This is a genomic window from Corynebacterium uterequi, assembly GCF_001021065.1.
Classification (GTDB): Bacteria; Actinomycetota; Actinomycetes; order Mycobacteriales; family Mycobacteriaceae; genus Corynebacterium; species Corynebacterium uterequi.
This window is the reverse complement of sequence record NZ_CP011546.1, coordinates 70,887-88,711: the sequence shown is the minus strand read 5'-3', so window position 1 is coordinate 88,711 and position 17,825 is coordinate 70,887. Positions and strand designations below refer to the sequence as shown.

Annotated in this window: 18 protein-coding genes; 10 read left to right on the top strand and 8 right to left on the bottom strand. The window is 68.4% G+C overall.

The features are described 5' to 3' along the window. The first annotated feature begins 22 nt into the window (after nt 1–22). On the top strand, nt 23–1,945 hold the full coding sequence (locus tag CUTER_RS00400) for a M13 family metallopeptidase (RefSeq protein ID WP_047258762.1): 1,923 nt from the start codon (nt 23–25) through the stop codon (nt 1,943–1,945). A 2-nt stretch (nt 1,946–1,947) separates the two neighbouring features. On the opposite strand, the gene CUTER_RS00395 is transcribed toward CUTER_RS00400, so the two are convergent. Continuing rightward, entirely contained in the window at nt 1,948–2,433 is a 486-nt protein-coding gene (locus CUTER_RS00395) for a hypothetical protein (RefSeq protein WP_144412214.1), read from the bottom strand. A 48-nt stretch (nt 2,434–2,481) separates the two neighbouring features. On the opposite strand from CUTER_RS00395, the gene CUTER_RS00390 reads away from it, so the two are divergent. Next, a complete protein-coding gene (locus CUTER_RS00390; RefSeq protein ID WP_052843952.1) occupies nt 2,482–3,315 on the top strand; it encodes an alpha/beta hydrolase in 834 nt (277 codons plus the stop codon). On the opposite strand, the gene CUTER_RS00385 is transcribed toward CUTER_RS00390, so the two are convergent. From CUTER_RS00385 to CUTER_RS00365, 5 genes are read right to left on the bottom strand one after another with little or no spacing between them, the layout of a single operon-like run. Next, a complete protein-coding gene (locus CUTER_RS00385) occupies nt 3,208–4,008 on the bottom strand; it encodes a hypothetical protein (RefSeq protein ID WP_144412213.1) in 801 nt (266 codons plus the stop codon). The genes CUTER_RS00390 and CUTER_RS00385 overlap by 108 nt on opposite strands. 19 nt (nt 4,009–4,027) lie before the next feature. Further along, entirely contained in the window at nt 4,028–4,354 is a 327-nt protein-coding gene (locus tag CUTER_RS00380) for a DMT family transporter (RefSeq protein WP_047258760.1), read from the bottom strand. Next, complete coding sequence (locus CUTER_RS00375) at nt 4,355–4,699, bottom strand: DMT family transporter (RefSeq protein WP_236684730.1); 345 nt, start codon at nt 4,697–4,699, stop codon at nt 4,355–4,357. 16 nt (nt 4,700–4,715) lie between these two features. Further along, nucleotides 4,716–5,510 (bottom strand): VOC family protein, encoded by a 795-nt coding sequence (locus CUTER_RS00370; protein ID WP_047258759.1) that lies wholly within the window; start codon nt 5,508–5,510, stop codon nt 4,716–4,718. Further along, nucleotides 5,510–5,800 carry an RNA-binding S4 domain-containing protein gene (locus tag CUTER_RS00365; protein ID WP_047258758.1) on the bottom strand — a complete coding sequence of 97 codons (291 nt, stop codon included), beginning with the start codon at nt 5,798–5,800 and terminating at the stop codon, nt 5,510–5,512. Before CUTER_RS00365 ends, CUTER_RS00370 begins: the two co-directional genes overlap by 1 nt. 314 nt (nt 5,801–6,114) lie before the next feature. On the opposite strand from CUTER_RS00365, the gene CUTER_RS00360 reads away from it, so the two are divergent. The 4 genes from CUTER_RS00360 to CUTER_RS00345 are packed head-to-tail and all read left to right on the top strand — an operon-like array spanning nt 6,115 to nt 11,290. Next, nucleotides 6,115–7,335: an HNH endonuclease signature motif containing protein gene (locus CUTER_RS00360; protein WP_047258757.1), complete on the top strand. Its 1,221-nt coding sequence runs from the start codon at nt 6,115–6,117 to the stop codon at nt 7,333–7,335. Nucleotides 7,336–7,354: 19 nt separating this feature from the next. Beyond that, nucleotides 7,355–8,002 (top strand): sugar O-acetyltransferase, encoded by a 648-nt coding sequence (locus CUTER_RS00355; RefSeq protein WP_236684729.1) that lies wholly within the window; start codon nt 7,355–7,357, stop codon nt 8,000–8,002. Further along, complete coding sequence (locus tag CUTER_RS00350) at nt 7,995–10,274, top strand: ATP-dependent RNA helicase (RefSeq protein WP_047258756.1); 2,280 nt, start codon at nt 7,995–7,997, stop codon at nt 10,272–10,274. The genes CUTER_RS00355 and CUTER_RS00350 overlap by 8 nt, the downstream gene beginning before the upstream one ends. Next, nucleotides 10,271–11,290, top strand: a complete 1,020-nt coding sequence (locus CUTER_RS00345; protein WP_236684728.1) for an AbrB family transcriptional regulator — start codon at nt 10,271–10,273, stop codon at nt 11,288–11,290. Before CUTER_RS00350 ends, CUTER_RS00345 begins: the two co-directional genes overlap by 4 nt. Here CUTER_RS00345 and CUTER_RS00340 read toward each other — a convergent pair. Both CUTER_RS00340 and CUTER_RS00335 read right to left on the bottom strand, forming a co-directional pair. Continuing rightward, nucleotides 11,287–11,592 (bottom strand): hypothetical protein, encoded by a 306-nt coding sequence (locus tag CUTER_RS00340; protein WP_047258754.1) that lies wholly within the window; start codon nt 11,590–11,592, stop codon nt 11,287–11,289. The two genes, CUTER_RS00345 and CUTER_RS00340, sit on opposite strands and share 4 nt — an antisense overlap. After that, entirely contained in the window at nt 11,592–13,292 is a 1,701-nt protein-coding gene (locus tag CUTER_RS00335; protein ID WP_082121193.1) for a DUF885 domain-containing protein, read from the bottom strand. Before CUTER_RS00335 ends, CUTER_RS00340 begins: the two co-directional genes overlap by 1 nt. A 106-nt stretch (nt 13,293–13,398) precedes the next feature. Here CUTER_RS00335 and CUTER_RS00330 point away from each other — a divergent pair, with 106 nt between their 5' ends. From CUTER_RS00330 to CUTER_RS00315, 4 genes are read left to right on the top strand one after another with little or no spacing between them, the layout of a single operon-like run. Next, nucleotides 13,399–14,349, top strand: coding sequence for a MinD/ParA family ATP-binding protein (locus tag CUTER_RS00330; RefSeq protein ID WP_047258753.1), 951 nt, complete (start codon nt 13,399–13,401; stop codon nt 14,347–14,349). 11 nt (nt 14,350–14,360) lie between these two features. Further along, nucleotides 14,361–15,620: an MFS transporter gene (locus CUTER_RS00325; protein ID WP_047260462.1), complete on the top strand. Its 1,260-nt coding sequence runs from the start codon at nt 14,361–14,363 to the stop codon at nt 15,618–15,620. Between the two features lie 35 nt (nt 15,621–15,655). Further along, nucleotides 15,656–16,744, top strand: a complete 1,089-nt coding sequence (locus CUTER_RS00320) for an ROK family protein (protein WP_047258752.1) — start codon at nt 15,656–15,658, stop codon at nt 16,742–16,744. 4 nt (nt 16,745–16,748) lie between these two features. Continuing rightward, nucleotides 16,749–17,798: an App1 family protein gene (locus tag CUTER_RS00315; protein WP_047258751.1), complete on the top strand. Its 1,050-nt coding sequence runs from the start codon at nt 16,749–16,751 to the stop codon at nt 17,796–17,798. Nucleotides 17,799–17,825: the final 27 nt, after the last annotated feature.

Here is a 17,825-nt window from a genome sequence, read left to right as displayed (position 1 = left end):
CTCCAGGGTTTAGTGTGGAGGTATGAACGACCTCTATCGCTTTGTCAACGGCCCCTGGCTTGAGTCTCACATCATCCCCGACGACCGCGGCGTGGACGGCACCTTCCATAACCTGCGCGATCGCGCGGAGGAGCAGGTGCGCGAGCTGGTGGTCACGGACACTGGCCGGGCGGGCACCTTGTTTAGGTCCTTCATGGACTCCGACGGGGTGGAGGCCGCCGGCATCGGCGTCCTCGACGAGGACCTTGAGCTGCTCACCGCGCGCAACACGAAGGAGTTCGTCAAGAACCTTGGCCGCCTGGAGCGGATCGGGGTCACCGCGCCGGTGACGTTCTGGGTGGAAAAGGACTCCAACTCCGTCGACGCGATTGCCTACGTCGTCCAATCTGGGCTGGGTCTACCTGACGAGGCCTACTACCGGGAAGCCACCCATGCCGACACCCTCGCCGCCTACGAGCGTCACGTCGGTGAGATGCTGCACTTCCTGGACCCGGCGCGCCTGTTCGGCCTGCGCCCGGAGGTGGCGGCTCGACGCATCGTCGCGCTCGAAACGGACATTGCGGCAGGCCACTGGGACGTGGTGTCCTCGCGCGACGCGGTCAAGACCTACAACCCAGGTGCGTTGTCGGAGCTGCCCGAGCCGGTGCGCACCCTCCTCGCGCACGCGGGCCTGTCCGGCACCGTCGTGGTGATGATGCCGAGCTACCTCGACCATCTGGCCGGCCTGCTCACCGACGACCGCCTCGCCGATTGGCAGCTGTGGGGGACGTGGCACATCCTGCGTAGCCGGGCCAGCGTGCTCGCGGAGGAGATCGGCCAGAAGAACTTCGAGTTCTACGGCACCCGCCTCTCCGGGGCCACGCAGCTACGCGACCGGTGGAAGCGCGGCGTGGCGCTGGTGGAGTCCTTCGTGGGCCAAGAGCTGGGCAAGGCCTACGTGGCGGAGCACTTCCCGGAGAGTTCGAAGAAGGAGATGCTCACGCTCGTCGACTACCTGCTGCGCGCCTACGAGCACCGGATCAGCGCCCTGCCGTGGATGACCGAGACCACGAAGCGGCGGGCGCTGGAGAAGCTGAGCCTGCTGGCGCCGAAGATCGGCTACCCGGACACGTGGCGCAGCTACGAGGGACTGGAGTTCTCCCCCGCCGGCAGCGACTTGGTGGCCAACGTCCGCGCCGGCGCCGAGTTCCTCCACAATTACGAGCTGGGCAAAGTCGGTGCCCCGGCGGACCGCACCGAGTGGGTCACCACGCCGCAGACCGTCAACGCCTTCTACAACCCGGTGGTCAATGACATCACCTTCCCCGCGGCTATCCTCCAGGCACCGTTCTACGATCCTTCCTTCGACGCCGCGGAGCTTTTCGGCGCCATCGGTGCGGTCATCGGCCACGAGATTGGCCACGCCTTCGACGATCAAGGCTCGCAGTACGACGGCCACGGCAACCTCAACTACTGGTGGACCGACGAGGACCGCGACGCGTTCACGGAGCTGACCGATCGCCTGGTTGGCCAGTTCAGCGGCCTGGTGCCGCAGGTGCTCGTCGACGCCGGCATCGAGTCCCCGGGGGTCAACGGCGAGTTCACCCTCGGTGAGAACATCGGCGACCTCGGCGGTCTCGGGATCGCGGTCATCGCCTACCAGTTGTGGGTGGCTGACCACGGGCCGGATGACGAAGCCCCCTTCGAGGTAGACGGCGGTTCCGAGGAGCTCGCCGGGGCTAAATTCACCGGCATGCAGCGGCTCTTCCTCGCCTGGGCCCGCGTGTGGCGCACGGCGATTCGCCCGGAGATGCAGCAGCAGTACCTGGCCATCGACCCGCACTCCCCGGCGGAGTTCCGGTGCAACCAGATCGCCGCCAACATCGACGAGTTCTACGACGCCTTGCCGCAGCTGGCCGACTCTCGCTTCGCCCTGGCTCCCGAGGAGCGCGTCACCATCTGGTAGCCCTAGCCGAGCGCGTCGTGCAGGGTGAGGTTCGCGAGCACGGACTCGCCCCGCATGAGGCGCAGCTTGGGCGTGGTGTGGCCGACGCCGGCGCTGCGCACCCGGGAGGGCAGGTTGGGAACCCGCAGGAAGAACGATGTCTCCTCGCCGTCGATGCGCGCATAGCCGACGCAGCGCTGGCGCGTCGCATCCTCAATGGTGACCTTCCCCACCTCGCGGTCGCCAAGAATGGTGCGGATCAGCGCGGCGACGGCCACCGGGTTGTGCATGGCACTCGCCGCCCAGCCGCACGTGGTTTCGGCGAGCAGGGCCGCCTCCTCGGGCGGCTCCTCGTGGAAACTGACCGGCAGTTGGATGAGCCGTTCTACCTGGTCCTGGCCAAGCAGGAAGGTCATGGCGGTCGAGCCGTCCTCGCCCACGATGTCGAGGGCGTCAATAATATGGGTCATTCCGCCGAATTTGCGGGCAAATTCTTCTCGGTTCATCATAGTTGTCTCCCTCTCCCAGAGTGTGCCTCTCAGGCTAGTCTGGGCGGCATGGATTCGTCGGCTGAACCTAAGAAACTCTCACCCAAGCTCCAGCTTGAGCAGCTCCTGCACTACTTCGACGTCACGTACCCGCTGCCCTCCTTCGCTCCTCCGTGGAAGGGCGGGGACGGGGACCCGGACCCGGCCGACCGATACGTCGGCAAACTACCGGATCGCATCACGCACGCGTCGATGCTCCTGCTCGGCTCGGCCGTGGACCACTCGATGCCGGGAGTGGCGTTTACCACAGGCGTGACCGTGGAGGACCTTCCCGAGCTCAGCTCGGTGGTCTTCCGGCCTTCCTCGCCTACTGGCCGGTGGGCGGTGTCGTTGCACTCCGGCGGCTGGTGGCGCGGTTCCGGGGAGGCGCTGGAATTCCAGTGGCGGCCTGAGGTGGCGGCGGCGGCCGAACTATCGGGCACGACGATCATCGACGTCGATCACCCGCTCGCGCCGGCCGCCACCGTTCCCGAGATGTGCGCCGCGGTCGTCCGCGCCGTCGACTACGCCCGGACGCAGGGTGCCAGCTCGGTGACGGTGTGGGGCTACTCCTCCGGCGGGGCGCTAGCCGCCCTGCTCGCCCCGCACGCCGACGCCCTCGTGCTCACGTTCCCCGATCTTGCCTCGCTCGACGGGCTCCCCGACGCGGTGCGTGGCGACGCCGCCCTGCCCGTCGAGCTGCCGCGGACGATGCTGCAGGTGGCGCTCCACGATGAGATCGCCGCCCGCCCGCAGCTACCGGCCGCTGAGGAGTTCGAGTACGTCTCCAGTCACCGCATCAGCACTCCCGAGGTTGCCCGCCAGCGTATCCGCGATACTGCTGAGTTCCTCCGCAGCGTCTAGCGCCGGTTCTGCCACGGGCTCGGGCACTGGTGCCGTGAGCTCGGAGGCCGCCACCTGGGCGTCGGCCGTATTAAGCCCCGCCGAGCCCCACGTGTGGGTGGCGATGACCCAGCCGGGCCCGAAGGACACGGTGGCGTTGGTCGTGCGCTCGTCGGACCAGCCGAACTTGGTGCCCTGCGCGCCAGGGATCGTCGACGTTCCGTAGTTCTGCGCGTAGCCGTCCGCGGCGATGGGAGCGGCGCGGACCATGCCGTCGATGATGGGCGCCGCGAGCGGCTCGTAGCGGATCGCAGTGACGAACCGGGCGACGTCGTAGGCCGAGGTCGTGGAGGACCCCCAGTACCCGGAGTAGTAGGAGTCCCGAAGCTGGAAATCCCGCATGACGCTGGGGATGGCTTGCGGGTAGCGGCGATCGAGCTCGGTGGCGATGCCGTCGTGGCTGACCCGGATCATCTCAGAGACCCTCGCCTTGTCGTGCAGGCTGCCGTGCTGCAGCACCCAGTAGCCGAGGTAGAGCTTGACCAGCGACAGCCCAGAGCGGGACTCGTGGGCGTTCGCGGTCAGGGAGGTACGTCCATCTTCGAAGACGATGGCCGCTTGGGTACGGGCAGGAACGTCGGCGGTGGCCGCCCGGGCCACAGGCGTCGCGACGAGGCAGGCCAGGGCGACGAGGAGAGCGCACAACTTTTTCACGATGGGGCACTCTACTGCATTAACCGTGATTCGACACACCCAGATCGACGAGCATCACTCCGGCGATGACGCACACGATGCCTAGCCCCATGACCCAGGTCAACGCTTCGCCGAAGAAAACTTTGCCCAGCAACGCCGTGAGCACCACGCCCACCGAGGTCCACACGCCGTACGCCATGCCCAGCGGCATCCCCAAGGCGAGCGCGCCGCTGAGGAAGGCGTACGACGCGACGTAGGCGACAGCGACCACGGCGTAGAGTCGGCGTCGACCGCCGGCAGCGACGCGCAGGCTCATCGTGCCGGTCACTTCGGAGGCGATGGCCAGCGCGAGCAGCAGCCAATCCATTTAGGCGACCTCCTGCGGCTTCGGGCCGCCGAGCTCAATGAGCAGCACGCCGACGATGATGAGCACGATCCCGACGCCCATGAGCCCGGTCAGCGGTTCGGCGAAGAAGACGGCGGAGAGCACCGCGGTCAGCGCCACGCCGATCGCTCCCCAGATGCCGTAGGCGCGGCCCACTGCCATGCCGAGCCGTAGCGTGCGGTCCAGGCAGAAGAACGTCGCGACGTAGCCCGCCGCGACGGCCACGTACAGCCAGGGATGCATGAGTGCCGCCTTGAGGGTGAGGGTGGTTACGACCTCAAGGGCGATCGCCGCGGCGAGCCACGTGGCGGGGCGTCGAAGAATCACGCGGCATAGTTTATCGCTAGAGCGAGAAAAGGTCGTCCGATTCCCGCAGCTCGGCCTCGTCGACGGGCGGTGCCACCTCGCACACGGTGAAGGTTGCGCCGGCGGGGTCGGCGATGATGGCCAACCGGCCGAACTCGGCGTCGAAGGGCGCTCGGATGACGTCCCCGCCGAGTTCGACGGCGCGTCGGCAGCACTCTGCGACGTCGGCTACTCCCAGGAAGGACTGCCAGAAGCTTGGTACCTCGGAGGGGAACAGGGCGTGGGCGTCGCGCAGCCCCGCGAAGGCGGCGCCGTCGGCGAGAGCGGTGGTGTAGGAGTAGTCACCCTCGGTGAAGGTGGCGGTCGCCCAGTCGAAGAGTTCCTCGTAGAAGGCGACGGCGGCGGTGTAGTTCGACGTCGAGGAGTAGTCATGCCACACGGCGGTGCCGGGCTCCCCGGCGGCGACGAAGCGCTCGTCGCCCTCCGGTTCGATGAGCCCGAAGAGCCCGCCGGTGGCGTCGGCGGCGACGGCGATGCGCCCGAGGCTCGTCGGCGTCGGGTCGCTGAGCACGCGCCCGCCGGCGGTGGCGACGTCGCGCACCGATTGGTCCAGGTCGTCGGCGAGGAAGTAGGTCACCCAGGTGTTCGAGGCCGCCCCGGGAACGATCCCGGCCACCGGGAGCCCCTCTTTGCGGGCGATGAGGTTTCCACCCGGTTCCGCGGTGATCGTCCAGCCCAGGAGCTGCTGGTAGAAGTAGCGGGCCTTGCCCAGTTGTGAGGTGTGCAGCTCCACCCAGTAAGGCATGCCGTCGAGGGCTTGGAAGGCGGGCATTAGAGGTTCCTCCACTTCTCGGGGTCGAAGTCATCGTTGGCGGTGGCTTCGTCGAAGTAGTCAGCCTCGGCGGTGCCGCTGGTGTCGACGACGGCGCTCAGGCCCTCGACGCACACCTCCTCTTCCCCGCGCAGGGTTCGGCCGCGGCGGGTTTCGACGGCGCCGTCTACGGTCACCGCACCGCTTGCGATGAGCTCCTTGGCCTGCCCGCCGGTCTCGACGAGGTTGGCAAGTTTGATGAATTGGCCGAGCTTGATGGATCCGCCCGACACTGCGATGCGTTGTGCCATGCCCTTTACTCTACCGAGCGCCCTGGTGGGTCCCGGGCTACTGGGCAGGTCCCGGGCGCGCAGCGGCGCCGACGGCTGGCGCTCACTATGCACGGCATAGTCACTCACAGGAAACGTACAGCGCTGCCGGGCTGCCGGGCGGCTCTCCCCGGGCGCGCGGCGGCGCCGACGGCTGGCGCTCACTATGCACGGCATAGTCACTCACAGGAAACGTACAGCGAGTTTTTTCACCCCACCCCTTGCCTAGAACATTTTTTCTACCTATACTGACATCGAACACAAAAGCGATCACCAGTTCACCAGGGGGAATCACGGTGGCCACGGACAACGACGAGCTCACACACCTCAGCGCTCACGACCTCACCTTTCTTATCGACACGCACCACCGCCGGCACACACGCTCAAAGGCGCAGTTTATCAGGGCAATCGGCGAGTTCCATGCCCGGAACCTATCCCGCTTGTACTGCGCACCGTCGACGGCGACATGGCTGGTCAGGACCTATCACATCGCCGAATCCACCGCCTACGAACAGGTCCGTATTGCTACCTTTCTTCGAGGTCATCCAATCCTCGCACGAGCTTTCTATGCCGCACAAGTGACCTATTCGATAGTCCGCTATCTCATGTCGTATATCGGGGCAGACACGTCTGAGGAGGACGAGGAAGCCATCGTCGCCGCCGCCGTCACGCTCACTCCGGCGGAGCTGAAGGACGCCCTGGCGGGCGTCGCTCCCAAGGACTCACCGAAGAAGGAATCCGTATCTGTGAGCAAGGAACCCGACGGGTGGGTTCGGCTCAGCGCACGGCTGCGCCCCACCCATGCTGCGGAATTGCTCTCTGCGCTCAAGATCGGCGAGCTGAGCGGCTACACCGACCCACCCGCGGATGACGAGGAAATAGACGCAGCTCTCGCCGCTCACGAGCCGGTAACGCCCGTGGCCAGCCGCTTCGGCCCGCCGCCGGGCACAAAGCTCCTGGGGTCCTTCCTTAACATGCTCTCCATCGTGCGTTCCGCGCGGAGCTCCGCGGTGCGGGCCCCGGGCGCGGAGGTGGTGTACGTCGCCGATGCCGATGGCCGTCTGCGCACCCAGAATGACCTGGCCGCAGGCCCGGCCGACGCTCTCCTCCAGACCGTGATCAACTCGAAGGTACGCACCCTCCTGATGGACCGCCATGGCAACCCGACGTCGCTGAGTTCGCCGTCCCGATTCGCCACCGACAGCCAGATTAAGGCCCTTCTCACGCTCACTGGCGGCCAGTGCGCCGCCCCGGGGTGCACGCATCGCCGCTGGTTACAGGCCCACCACATCGTCGACCACAGCGCCGGCGGGCCGACGGACACGCTCAACCTCATCATGCTCTGTTCGGCGTGCCATTCCATGGTCTCGGACGGTTTGATGACCATTTGGGTGGACCCGCAGGACCCGGACATCACCTACTTCGCTGTTGGCGACGCGCTGTATACCAGCCACCACCGCAGCGCCCCGGTGCTCACCGAGCACCTCCTAGGCCGTAATGGGGTGAGCGTCGCCTAGCGTCAGGCACAATATGGCCATGAGTGACCCACGCATCGATAGGGACTCCGAGTTTTACCGCGACCCGGGCTTCCGTACCTTTGAGCGGATGAGCGCCGGGCAGTGGTACATCGCTGACGGCGAGGAATTCGACCGCGCCCACGCCTACACCCGCCCTCGTATCGCCGAGCTCAACCGGCTCAACAACATGGACGGACAGCGGCACCAGGCCTTGCTCGCCGAGCTGCTGAGCGAGGGCTCCGCGGTGCCCGACATGTGGGCGCCGCTGTACCTCGAATACGGCTGCAATGTCACCTTCGGCGAGGGCTGCTACGTCAACGTTGGCGCCACGATTGTCGACGTCGCACCGGTCACCGTGGGGGCGCGCACGATGATCGGCCCCAACGTCGAGCTCATCACCGCCACGCACCCGGTCAACGATCTAGAGATGCGCCGCGCCGGCTGGGAGCGGGGTTTACCGATCGTCATCGGCGAGGATTGTTGGTTAGGGTCCCGGGTGTCGGTCATGCCGGGGGTCACGATTGGCGACCGCTGCGTCATTGCCGCCGGAGCGGTGGTGACCTCGGACGTGCCTGATGACAGCCTGATGGGTGGGGTTCCGGCGCGGTTGCTGCGCCGCCTCAACACCCCGGACTCGCCGTTGGAGCGCGACGAACTCGATGCCTAGCCGCGCCTTTGACCTCGATCACATCGGTGCCGGCCTGCCCGTCGCCGGCACCATCGCCCGGCTGCCTGGGCTGCTGGGGTCGACGCTCGTGGTCGAGGCACCGCCGGGAACGGGCAAGACCACCCTGCTTCCGCCGGCGCTGGCTAATGCCGTCGGCGGTACGGTGCTCGTCACCGGCCCGCGGCGGGTCGCGGTGCGGGCAGCGGCCAGGCGACTTGCGCAACTCGACGGCAGCGAGCTGGGTGACCGTGTGGGCTACAGCATCCGAGGCGAACATCGACGAGGGTCGCAGGTTCATTTCATGACCCCGGGCGTGCTGTTGCGCCGGTTGCTCAGCGACCCGGAGCTGGCCGGGGTGAACGGGGTGATCGTCGACGAGGTCCACGAGCGTCAACTGGAAACAGATCTGGTGTTGGCGATGCTTGCCGAACTGGTGCAGCTGCGCGAGGACCTCGTGGTGGTGGCGATGTCCGCCACGCTCGACGTCGCCCGCTACCAGCAGGTGCTGGGCGGCGCACCCGTCCTCACCACGCCGGCGGTAACGCACCCTCTGACCTTTGACTATCGCCCTCATCCCGGCCGGGCGCAGCGAAGCCCGGAGTTCTACGACCACCTGGCCGCGTCGGCGCGGGCAGCGGTGGCCGAAACGGGACACTCGGCGCTCGTCTTCGTTCCTGGGGTGCGGGAGGTCGAACGGGTCGTCGCAGCGGCAGGGCCGGCGGCGTTACCGCTGCACGGCCGGCTGTCCTCCCGGGAGCAGGATCGGGCGCTGCAGCCGTCGGACCAGCCACGCATTGTGGTTTCGACCGCGGTCGCTGAGTCGGCGCTGACGGTTCCGGGAGTGCGGGTGGTGGTCGACTCCGGACTGTCCCGGGTTCCCCGGCGTGACGCCGCGCGGGCGATGACGGGCCTGGTGACGCTGTCGTCGGCGGCCTCGACGGCAGATCAGCGGGCCGGGCGAGCCGGGCGCGAGGGCCCCGGGCTCGTTATCCGCGCCTACTCCGAGTCCGATTACCACCACTTCGCCCCGCACATCACCCCCGAGATCGCCACGTCCGACCTCACCGATGCGGCGCTGACGCTGGCGGCCTGGGGCACCCCACGCGGGGAGGGGCTCCCGCTGCTCGACGCACCGCCGGCGCCCGCAATCACCGACGCCGAGGCCACCCTGCGCCGCCTCGGGGCCGTCGACGCCGACGGCGGTGTCACCGATCACGGCCGACGATTGGCCGAGCTGCCCGTTGACCCGCGCCTCGGTTCCGCGCTGCTGCGTTTCGGCCGTCCGGCGGCGGACATTGTCGCGGTGTTGGGCGACTCCCCTCGCGGGGACCTCGCCCGGGCAGTGCCAGACCGGCGGCAGGTGCGGCGTCTGGCCCAGCTGGTGGGGCCGGGCCGTGACGTCAGCCCCGGGCAGGTGGTGGCGGCCGCCTTCCCGAACCAGGTCGCCCGCCACATGGGCCAGCGGGATTACCTGCTGGCCTCGGGGACACGAGCCCGGCTGCCGGAAGGGCTGGGGCTCGGCGGCGCGGCGTGGCTGGCGGTTGCCGAGGTCTCGCGCTCGGGTTCCGGGGCGAGCATCCGGGCGGCCGCCCGGCTGACCGAGGAGCAGGCGATCGCGGCCGTCGGGTTGACCGAGGACACGATCGCCGAGGTACGCGACGGTGCCGTCCGCGGCCGCCGAGTGCGTCGCGTCGGTGCCATCGAGCTCAGCTCCACGCCGGTGGCGCTGTCGCGAGAGGAGGCGGCACACGCGCTGGCCGGGTCGGTGACCCTAGCTGATTTTCCGCTTTCCCAGCGTGCCGAGCAGCTGCGAGACCGGTTGGCGTTTCTCCACGCCACCCTCGGCGCCCCCTGGCCAGACATATCAGCACCGGTCGATCTTTCGCCGGAGATCCAGCAGCTCGCCGGCGGCACGCCCATCGCGAAGATTGATCCCTACCCCATCTTCCAGCGGCTGCTGCCCTGGCCGGAGGCGGCGCGGCTTGAGGAGCTTGCCCCGGATACGCTTGCGCTGCCCAGTGGGCGTCGGCCACGGATCGAGTACGGCGACGGGCGGCCGGTCGTGCGCGTCAAGCTGCAGGACTGCTTCGGGCTCGACGAGTCCCCGCTGGTCGCCGGGATCCGGGTGCAGTTCCACCTGCTCTCCCCTGCCGCCCGCCCGCTCGCCGTGACGGATGACCTGGCCAGCTTCTGGGCGGGGCCGTACCAGCAGGTACGCAAGGAGATGCGGGGCCGCTACCCGAAACACCCGTGGCCGGAGGTGGTGTCGTGACGCGCTGGGCGCTCGCCGGGGTGCTCACCGTCGCCGCCGGGTTGATCCTCACCGCGCTGGCGGTTCCGGCGGAGTGGATCCTGGCAGGCATCCTCGGCGCCGGCGTGGTCGCCTCCGCCACCGGTCGGGAGCTGGTGGTCAACGAGCACGTGTACCGGCTGTGCCGGGCGGTCATCGGCGTCATCGCGGCGTTGCCGCTCGTGCGCGTCGAGGCGTCGCAGTTTCTCCCGCTGCTGCCAGCGGGCCTGTTCGTCGCCGCGGTGACCGTGGGTATTGGCCTGGCGGGCGGGCACCTGCTGCACCGCTGGCACCGGGATATCTCCCTGCCCAGCGCCGTGCTGTCCATGCTGGCCGGCGGCGCTAGCGTCATGCCTGCCATCGCCACGGAGCTCAAGGCCGACGTCCGATTCGTGGTCCTCGGACAGTACCTGCGCCTGCTCGTGGTGTCGGTGACGCTGCCGTTGGCCGCGGCACTGCTGGCGACGCCGACGTCGGCCGCGACGGCGGAGGCCGCGGCGCAGCCGTGGTGGGCCCTGGTGATCCTGGCGCTCATTGTCGTCCTCGGCGACCCGGTGGGCCGGTGCCTCCGGATCCCGGTGCCGAGCGTGTTCGCGCCGCTGCTGCTGACGGTGGCGGCGTCGGCCGCCTTCGACGTCTCCTTGGCCCCGCCGGCGCCGCTGCGCACCGCCGCCTTCGTCACCATTGGGTGGGTGTGTGGCGGGGCGCTGTCCGTCTCGGCGCTTCGCTCCTTCGCCCGCCACCTTCCCGCCATCGTCGCGTTTATCGCGGCGGTCATGGCGGCCTGCGCCGCGACGGCGGGGGTGCTCACGGCGTGGTTGGGCATGAGCTACTTCGAGGCGTACCTGGCCACCACGCCCGGCGCGTTGGAAACCGTGTTGGCGCTCGGCGCGGAAGGCGGAGCTGGCCCGGGCGTGGTAGTGATACAGCTCATCAGGCTGATCGCGGTGCTCATGATCGCCGCGTGGCTGCCGCGGATCTTGCGCCGGCCTGGCTAGTCCTTCAGTAGCCGCAGCTCCACGGAGCAACCGCACGCGCTGGCGGCGCGGACGGCCAGAGCCTCGGCGGCGGAGCGGTTGTCGACGTCGACGATGCCGAACCGCCGGACGTGAGGTCCCGCCGGCTGCGCCGGGCCGTCACCGAGCTGCCCCTCGGGGGTGACGGTGACCGCGTCGTCGGGCGACGCCAGGCCGGCGGCGACGATAAGCCGGCCCGACGCGGCCAACTCGGCGTCGAACGCGGCGGGCGGCTGCGCGGCCTGCGAGGGGCGGCCCAAGGCGGCGAGGAGGTAGCGGGCCACTAGCCGAGTACCTCCGAGCGCAGGATCGACATGGGGACGCTGCCCAGCGATAGCGCCTTGGCGTGGAACTCGCGGGCGGTCTGACCCTGGGCGAGGGCGGCGTCGCGGGTCTCGCGCCACAGTCGCTGGCCCAGCGCGTAGGAGGGGGCCTGGCCCGGCCAGCCGAGGTAGCGGTCGATCTCGAAGGCGAGATTCGCCTCGTCCATGGCGGAGTTATCGCGCAGGAAGCTCTTGGCGTAGGAGCCGTCCCACACCCCGTTGCCCTCCGGGACCTTCTTGCCCAGGTGGACGCCGATATCAAGGACGACGCGGGCGGCCCGCAGCCGCTGGGAGTCCAGGTAGCCCATGCGCATGCCGGGGTCGTCGAAGTAGCCGAGTTCGTCCATGAGGGACTCGGCGTAGAGCGCCCAGCCTTCGCCGTGGCCGGAGTTCCAGCAGGCGAGCCGACGCCACAGGTTGAGGTCGGGTTCGAGCATGGCCTGGCCGAGTTGGAGGTGGTGGCCGGGCACGCCCTCGTGGAAGACCGTCGTCAGTTCCTGCCAGGTGTGGAACACGTCCTGACCTGCGGGGACGGACCACCACATCTGGCCGGGGCGGGTGAAGCCGTCGGTGGGCGGGGTGTAGAAGATACCGCCGGTGCCGGCCGGGTCAATGCGGGCGCGCAAGCTGCGCAGCTGTTCGGGGATGTGGAATTCGGTGGCGCCCAGCGCCTCGATGGTGCTGTCGGCGGTGGCCTGCATCCACTCGACGAGGGCGTCGGTGCCGTGGATGGTGTAGCGCTCTTCGCTGTTGAGCTTGCGGTAGGCGGCCCGCACGCCGCAGTCGGGGCCGTAGAGCTCGGCGGCGATGTGCTCCTGCTGCTCGACGATGTCCCTCAGGTGCTCCAGCCCCCACTCGTAGGCCTCGTCGAGGTCCACTTGGTCGCCGACGAAGTAGTGGGAGAACAGCTCGTAGCGTTCGCGGCCGACGGCGTCGTCGTGCGGCGCGTTGCCGGCCAGCTCGGTGGAGAGCCAGTCGGCGAACTCCGCGAAGGCGGCCTTGGCGGACTCCACCTCGTTGGAGTCGGGGTCCAGCCCGAGGTCCTCCAGGAGGGAGCCGGCGGCGGCCAGCGTCTCGCATTGGTCGATGACGACGTCGATCTGCCGGTGGGCGGCGATCCTGCCGTGCGACGCCGCCTGAAGCAGGGACTCCCGGTAGCCGGCGAGGGAGGTGGCGACGAGGGACAGGCGTCGACGCAGGTTATCGCGCTGCTCGGGGGTGTCCTTCGGCATCTGCACGAGGGTGTCCCGGATGGTCTGCACCGGGGAGGACAGGTTGTTGAGCTGGCCGAGGAACTCGCCTCGGTGGTGCAGGTCCACCTCGACGCCCAGGCGGTCGAGGAGGATTGCGGCGGTGACGTGGTCGACCTCGTCGAAGTCGTCTTCGTCGTCGGAGTCGTCCGTGCCGTCGTTGAGGGCGTCGACGTCGGCGATCATGTCGCGGATGCGTTCGGCGACGGCGTCGAAGTAGGCGGGCGAGAAGTCCTCAAGCTGATCGTCGTACCCCTCGATGCCCCACGCGGTGGCGCTGGAGGGGGTCAACGCGGCCAGGTCGTAGACGAAGCCCTCGCAGGTGGCGTCGATGAGGGAGGGCGCTCGGCCGCCCTCCGTGGGCTCCGGCTGCACCGCCGGGCCGTCAGAGGCGGAAAACTCAGAACTCATAGCGACCGATCTTAACGGGCCACGGCAGGCGCCTCCACTTAAATCGCGGCGAGGAGTCGGTCAGATTAGGCTGGAGTCTTAGAGGTTTATTCAGGGGGAATATCTCATGTCACACGTGTATGCCGAGCAATCGGCGTTGGACCAGTCCACCATCATCCGGCCGGTGCGCCCAGCGCCGCAGTCTGGGTGGCGCCGGGCGCTGCACCGGGCGACGGGAGGTCGGCTTAATCCGGGCGACTCGCCACAGGTCAGGGCACGTTCGGCACTGCTGGAGCGGGTGCGGCAACCGCTTCGGGGCGACTACCGCATCGCCGTGATGAGTCTCAAGGGCGGGGTGGGAAAAACCACCACCACGCTGGCGCTGGGGGCCGTGTTCGCGCACGTCCGCGGGGACCGGGTCATCGCCGTTGACGCGAACCCGGACTTCGGCACCCTCGCCCAGCGCGCGGGCGCCACGAGCGAGGCGACGGTGCGGGACCTGCTGGCGGCGACGGATACCTCCCGCTACCCGCAGGTGAGGGCGTACACGACGCAGGCGCCGTCGCGGCTGGAGGTCATTGGTTCCGAACGCGACCCGGCCGCCAGCGAGGCATTCTCGGAGCGGGACTACCGCCGCACCATCGACATCCTGCAGCATCACTACAACATCATCCTCACGGACTGCGGGACGGGGCTGATGCACTCGGCGATGTCGGGGGTGCTGGCGTTGGCCAACACGTTGGTGTTGGTGACCTCGCCGGCGCTCGACGGCGCCCAGTCTGCTTCGGCGACGCTGGATTGGTTGTCGCTGCACGGCTACGAGGAGCTGGCGTCCAACGCGGTAGTGGTGGTGTCTTCGGCGCGGCCCGGGCAGACGCCCATCGACGTCGGGTGGCTCATGAGTTTCTTCCAGTCGCGGACCCGCGCGCAGCAGGCGATCCCCTTCGACCAGCACCTTTCGGAGGGCTCGGTGGTGGATCTTGAGCGCATGACCGCCCCGACGTACCAGGCCTACCTGGAGCTGGCGGCGCTGGTGGCGGACGATTTCGGGTCGTGGCATCGCCACGCCAGCGGGTAGCCTTCACGGGCATGGGGTTTCGCGACGCGCTGGCAGATACTCGGCCGCTCAAGGTCCCGGCGTTTCGGCGCCTGTGGTCGGCGAACATCCTCACCCAGCTGGGGGCCCAGATCTCGGTGGTGGCGGTGCCGGCGCAGATCTACGCGCTGACGCAGTCCTCCGGCTACGTGGGCCTGACCGGCATGTTTGGGGTGGTCCCGCTGGTGATCTTCGGGCTCTACGGCGGGTCCATCGCGGACGCATTCGACAAGCGGTCCGTGCTCATGGTCACGACGGTGGGGATGATCGCGGCGGCAGCGGCCTTCTGGACGGTGACGGCCTCGGGGGCGGCGTCGGTGTGGTGGCTACTGGGGATCTACGCCCTGCAGCAGGCGTTCTTCGCGGTGAATCAGCCGACGCGCACGGCGGTGGTCCGGCAGCTCGTTCCCTTCGAGCAGCTGCCGGCGGCGACGAGCCTCAACATGATCCTCATGCAGGGCGGGGCGATTATCGGCCCCCTCGTGGCCGGGGCGTTGATCCCGGTGACGGGGTTTCAGTGGTTGTACGCCATCGACGCGGCCCTGCTGCTGCCCACCTTGCTGGCCGTCGTGGCGCTGCCGTCGCTGCCGCCGGTTGGTGGGCACGCGCAGCGGGCGGGGTTGCGCAGCATCGCCTCCGGGCTGAGCTACCTGCTGACGCAGCCGATCCTGCTGGCGGCGATGGGCCTGGACCTTATCGCGATGGTGTTCGGCATGCCGCGGGCGTTGTACCCGGAGATGGCGGACGTGCACTTCGGCGGGTCGTCGATGATGCTCTCCCTGCTCTATTCCGCCATCGCGGTGGGGGCGGTGCTCGGGGGGCTGTTTTCGGGCTGGTTGTCCCGGGTGGCGGCGCAGGGCCGGGCGGTGGTGTACGCGATTGTGGCGTGGGGTGCGACGATCGCGCTGGCCGGCGTCGGTGTGCTCGCCGGGTGGCCGGTGGTGGTCATTGCGATGCTGGTGGCTGCGGGGGCGGCCGATATGTTCTCGGCGGCGCTGCGCCACAGCATTGTCCAGCAGTCGGCGACGGAGTCGATGATGGGCCGGGTGCAGGGCGTGTACGTCATCATCGTCGTGGGCGGGCCGCAGGTGGCGGACATGGGCCACGGGTGGGCGGCGCAGTGGGGTGGGGCTGGTTGGACGACGATCGTCGGCGGGGTTGCGGCGGTGGTGGGCACGGTGTGGGCGGTGAGTAGGTTGCCGTCGTTCTGGCACTACACCCGCCCCATAGACAGCTCACACCGGCCCCTGTAGACCGCATTGTCTACGAATGGTTTATACTGACGCTCATGTATGGTCCCGCGTTCGCCCTGCCGACCACACCCGCGGCTAAGTGCCTGTACCTCATGCGCCACCAGCCGCTCATGACGCGCGCCGAGCTCATGGAGCTCTCCGGGCTGTCCCAGCCGACGGTCACCCGCGCGGTCACGGCACTGCTTCAGGCCGGACTCATCCGCCAACGCAGCGACCTCACCCGCTCTCAGGGGCGGGGCCGGCCCACCATCCCGCTGCAAATCTGCGACACGTCGTCGATGCACGCGGGTATCGCCGTCGGCACCCATTCCACCTACATCGCGCTCTTCGATTCCTTCGGCCGCACGCTGCGCAAACTGGACCTCAACCTGCCGGCCGCCCGGATGACCGACGACGACGGCATTGAGCACTACATCGCCGGGCTGCACCGGCTCACCACCGGCCTGGCCCGGCAGCTTACGTCCGTGGGCTTCACCTTCCCTGGGCACGTCACCGATTCCGGGGTTATCAACGCGCCGTCGCTCGGCTGGCGCGACGTCGACATCGCCTCCCGACTGCGTTATCAGTTCTCTGTACCGGTGACGGTGGCGGCCGCCGTGCCCGCGATCTTAGGCTCGGAGCTACAGAACACCAACGTCACCTTCGCCGACGCCCCCACCACGACGATGGCCTTCTTCGCGGACGATTCCATCGGCGCCGCAGTGTCCACGGGATCGGGAGTGCGCCAGCTCGACGTCACCCTCGACGAGGACTCCATCCTGCCCACGTACGGCCTGCTCACCGGGACCACGGCGCGCAGCCTCGCGGAACTTGTTGCGCAGCACACCGACGCCTCCCGGGCGCTGCTCGACCGCCGCGCCCAGGCGCTGGGCGAGCTCGCCGCGGAGTTCATCGCCGAGCAGCGGCCCTCGACGGTCGTCGTCGCCGGGTCGGCCTTCCTGGAGGATCCGCACGCCCCGGGGATCTTCGCGCGTACCGTGCGCTCGCAGCTCGGCAGCGGCGACGACGACGTCGAACTGCGCCTGATCCCCACCCACCGAGAGATCGTGCTGGCCATCGCCCGCGCCGTCGCCCTGGAGCGCGTTTTACAGGATCCGCTCCACCTTATTCCCACGTATCCTTAAATGCATGGGTTTTTCCGACATCGTCCGACATACAGAACACGCAATTAACAGCTTGGGGGTTCGCCGCAAGAAGGCCGCCGGATGGGTTCCCGAAATCCATACGTACTGCGGCTACGGTTCGCCGAACCGCCTCCACGTCATTGGCCGGGTCCTCATGGGCGACCCCGAGCACGACCCCGATGAGTCCCGTACCGCCACCGGGCAGGTACGCACGGTGGCCTACGAGGCGCAGCGCGGCTACCGGCAGTTCTTCACCATCCAGGTCGGCAACCACCCGGTGCAGGTGCGCGTCGGCGAGCAGGTCGTGGAAACCCACACTAACTCGAACGGCTACTTCGACATCTTGGTGCCCGATCACGGCCTAGAGCCGGGGTGGCACGAGGTCACCGTGAGCGCGGAGGGCGCCGACGACGCGGTGGCTGAGGTGGTCATCGTGTCCCCGGAGGAGAGCATCGGCATCGTCTCCGACGTGGACGACACGATTATGGTCACTAACCTGCCGCGCGCCGCGCACGCCGCGTACAACTCGTGGGTGCGGCGTACCAGCGCCCGCCAACCGGTGACGGGGATGAAGGAGTTTTATGACGAGCTCCTCCGCGAGCACCCGACGGCGCCGGTTTTTTACCTGTCCACGGGGGCGTGGAACACCTACGACACGCTCGTGCGCTTTATCGACGAGCACAAACTGCCCCGCGGTCCGCTGCTGCTCACCGACTGGGGCCCCACTCCGACGGGGTTATTCCGCTCCGGCACCACCCACAAAAAGGTGCAGCTGCGCAATCTCATCATCGAGTTTCCGCAGATTCGCTGGGTCCTCGTGGGCGATAACGGCCAGCACGACCCGCTGACGTACTCGGATCTCATCACCGAGCACCCCGACGCCGTCGCCGGCGTAGCCATCCGGGAGCTCACGCCGAAGGAGCACATTTTGTCCCACGGTACTGCGGCTTCGCTGACCGGACCCTTGAGTTCAGGCCGCGATGGGATCCCGGCAATCTCCGGTCCCGATGGGTTGGCACTGCGTGAGCTTTACCGCGAAAACCCTTTTTCGTAACAGAAATGTTGCCGATAACCTGGGGTG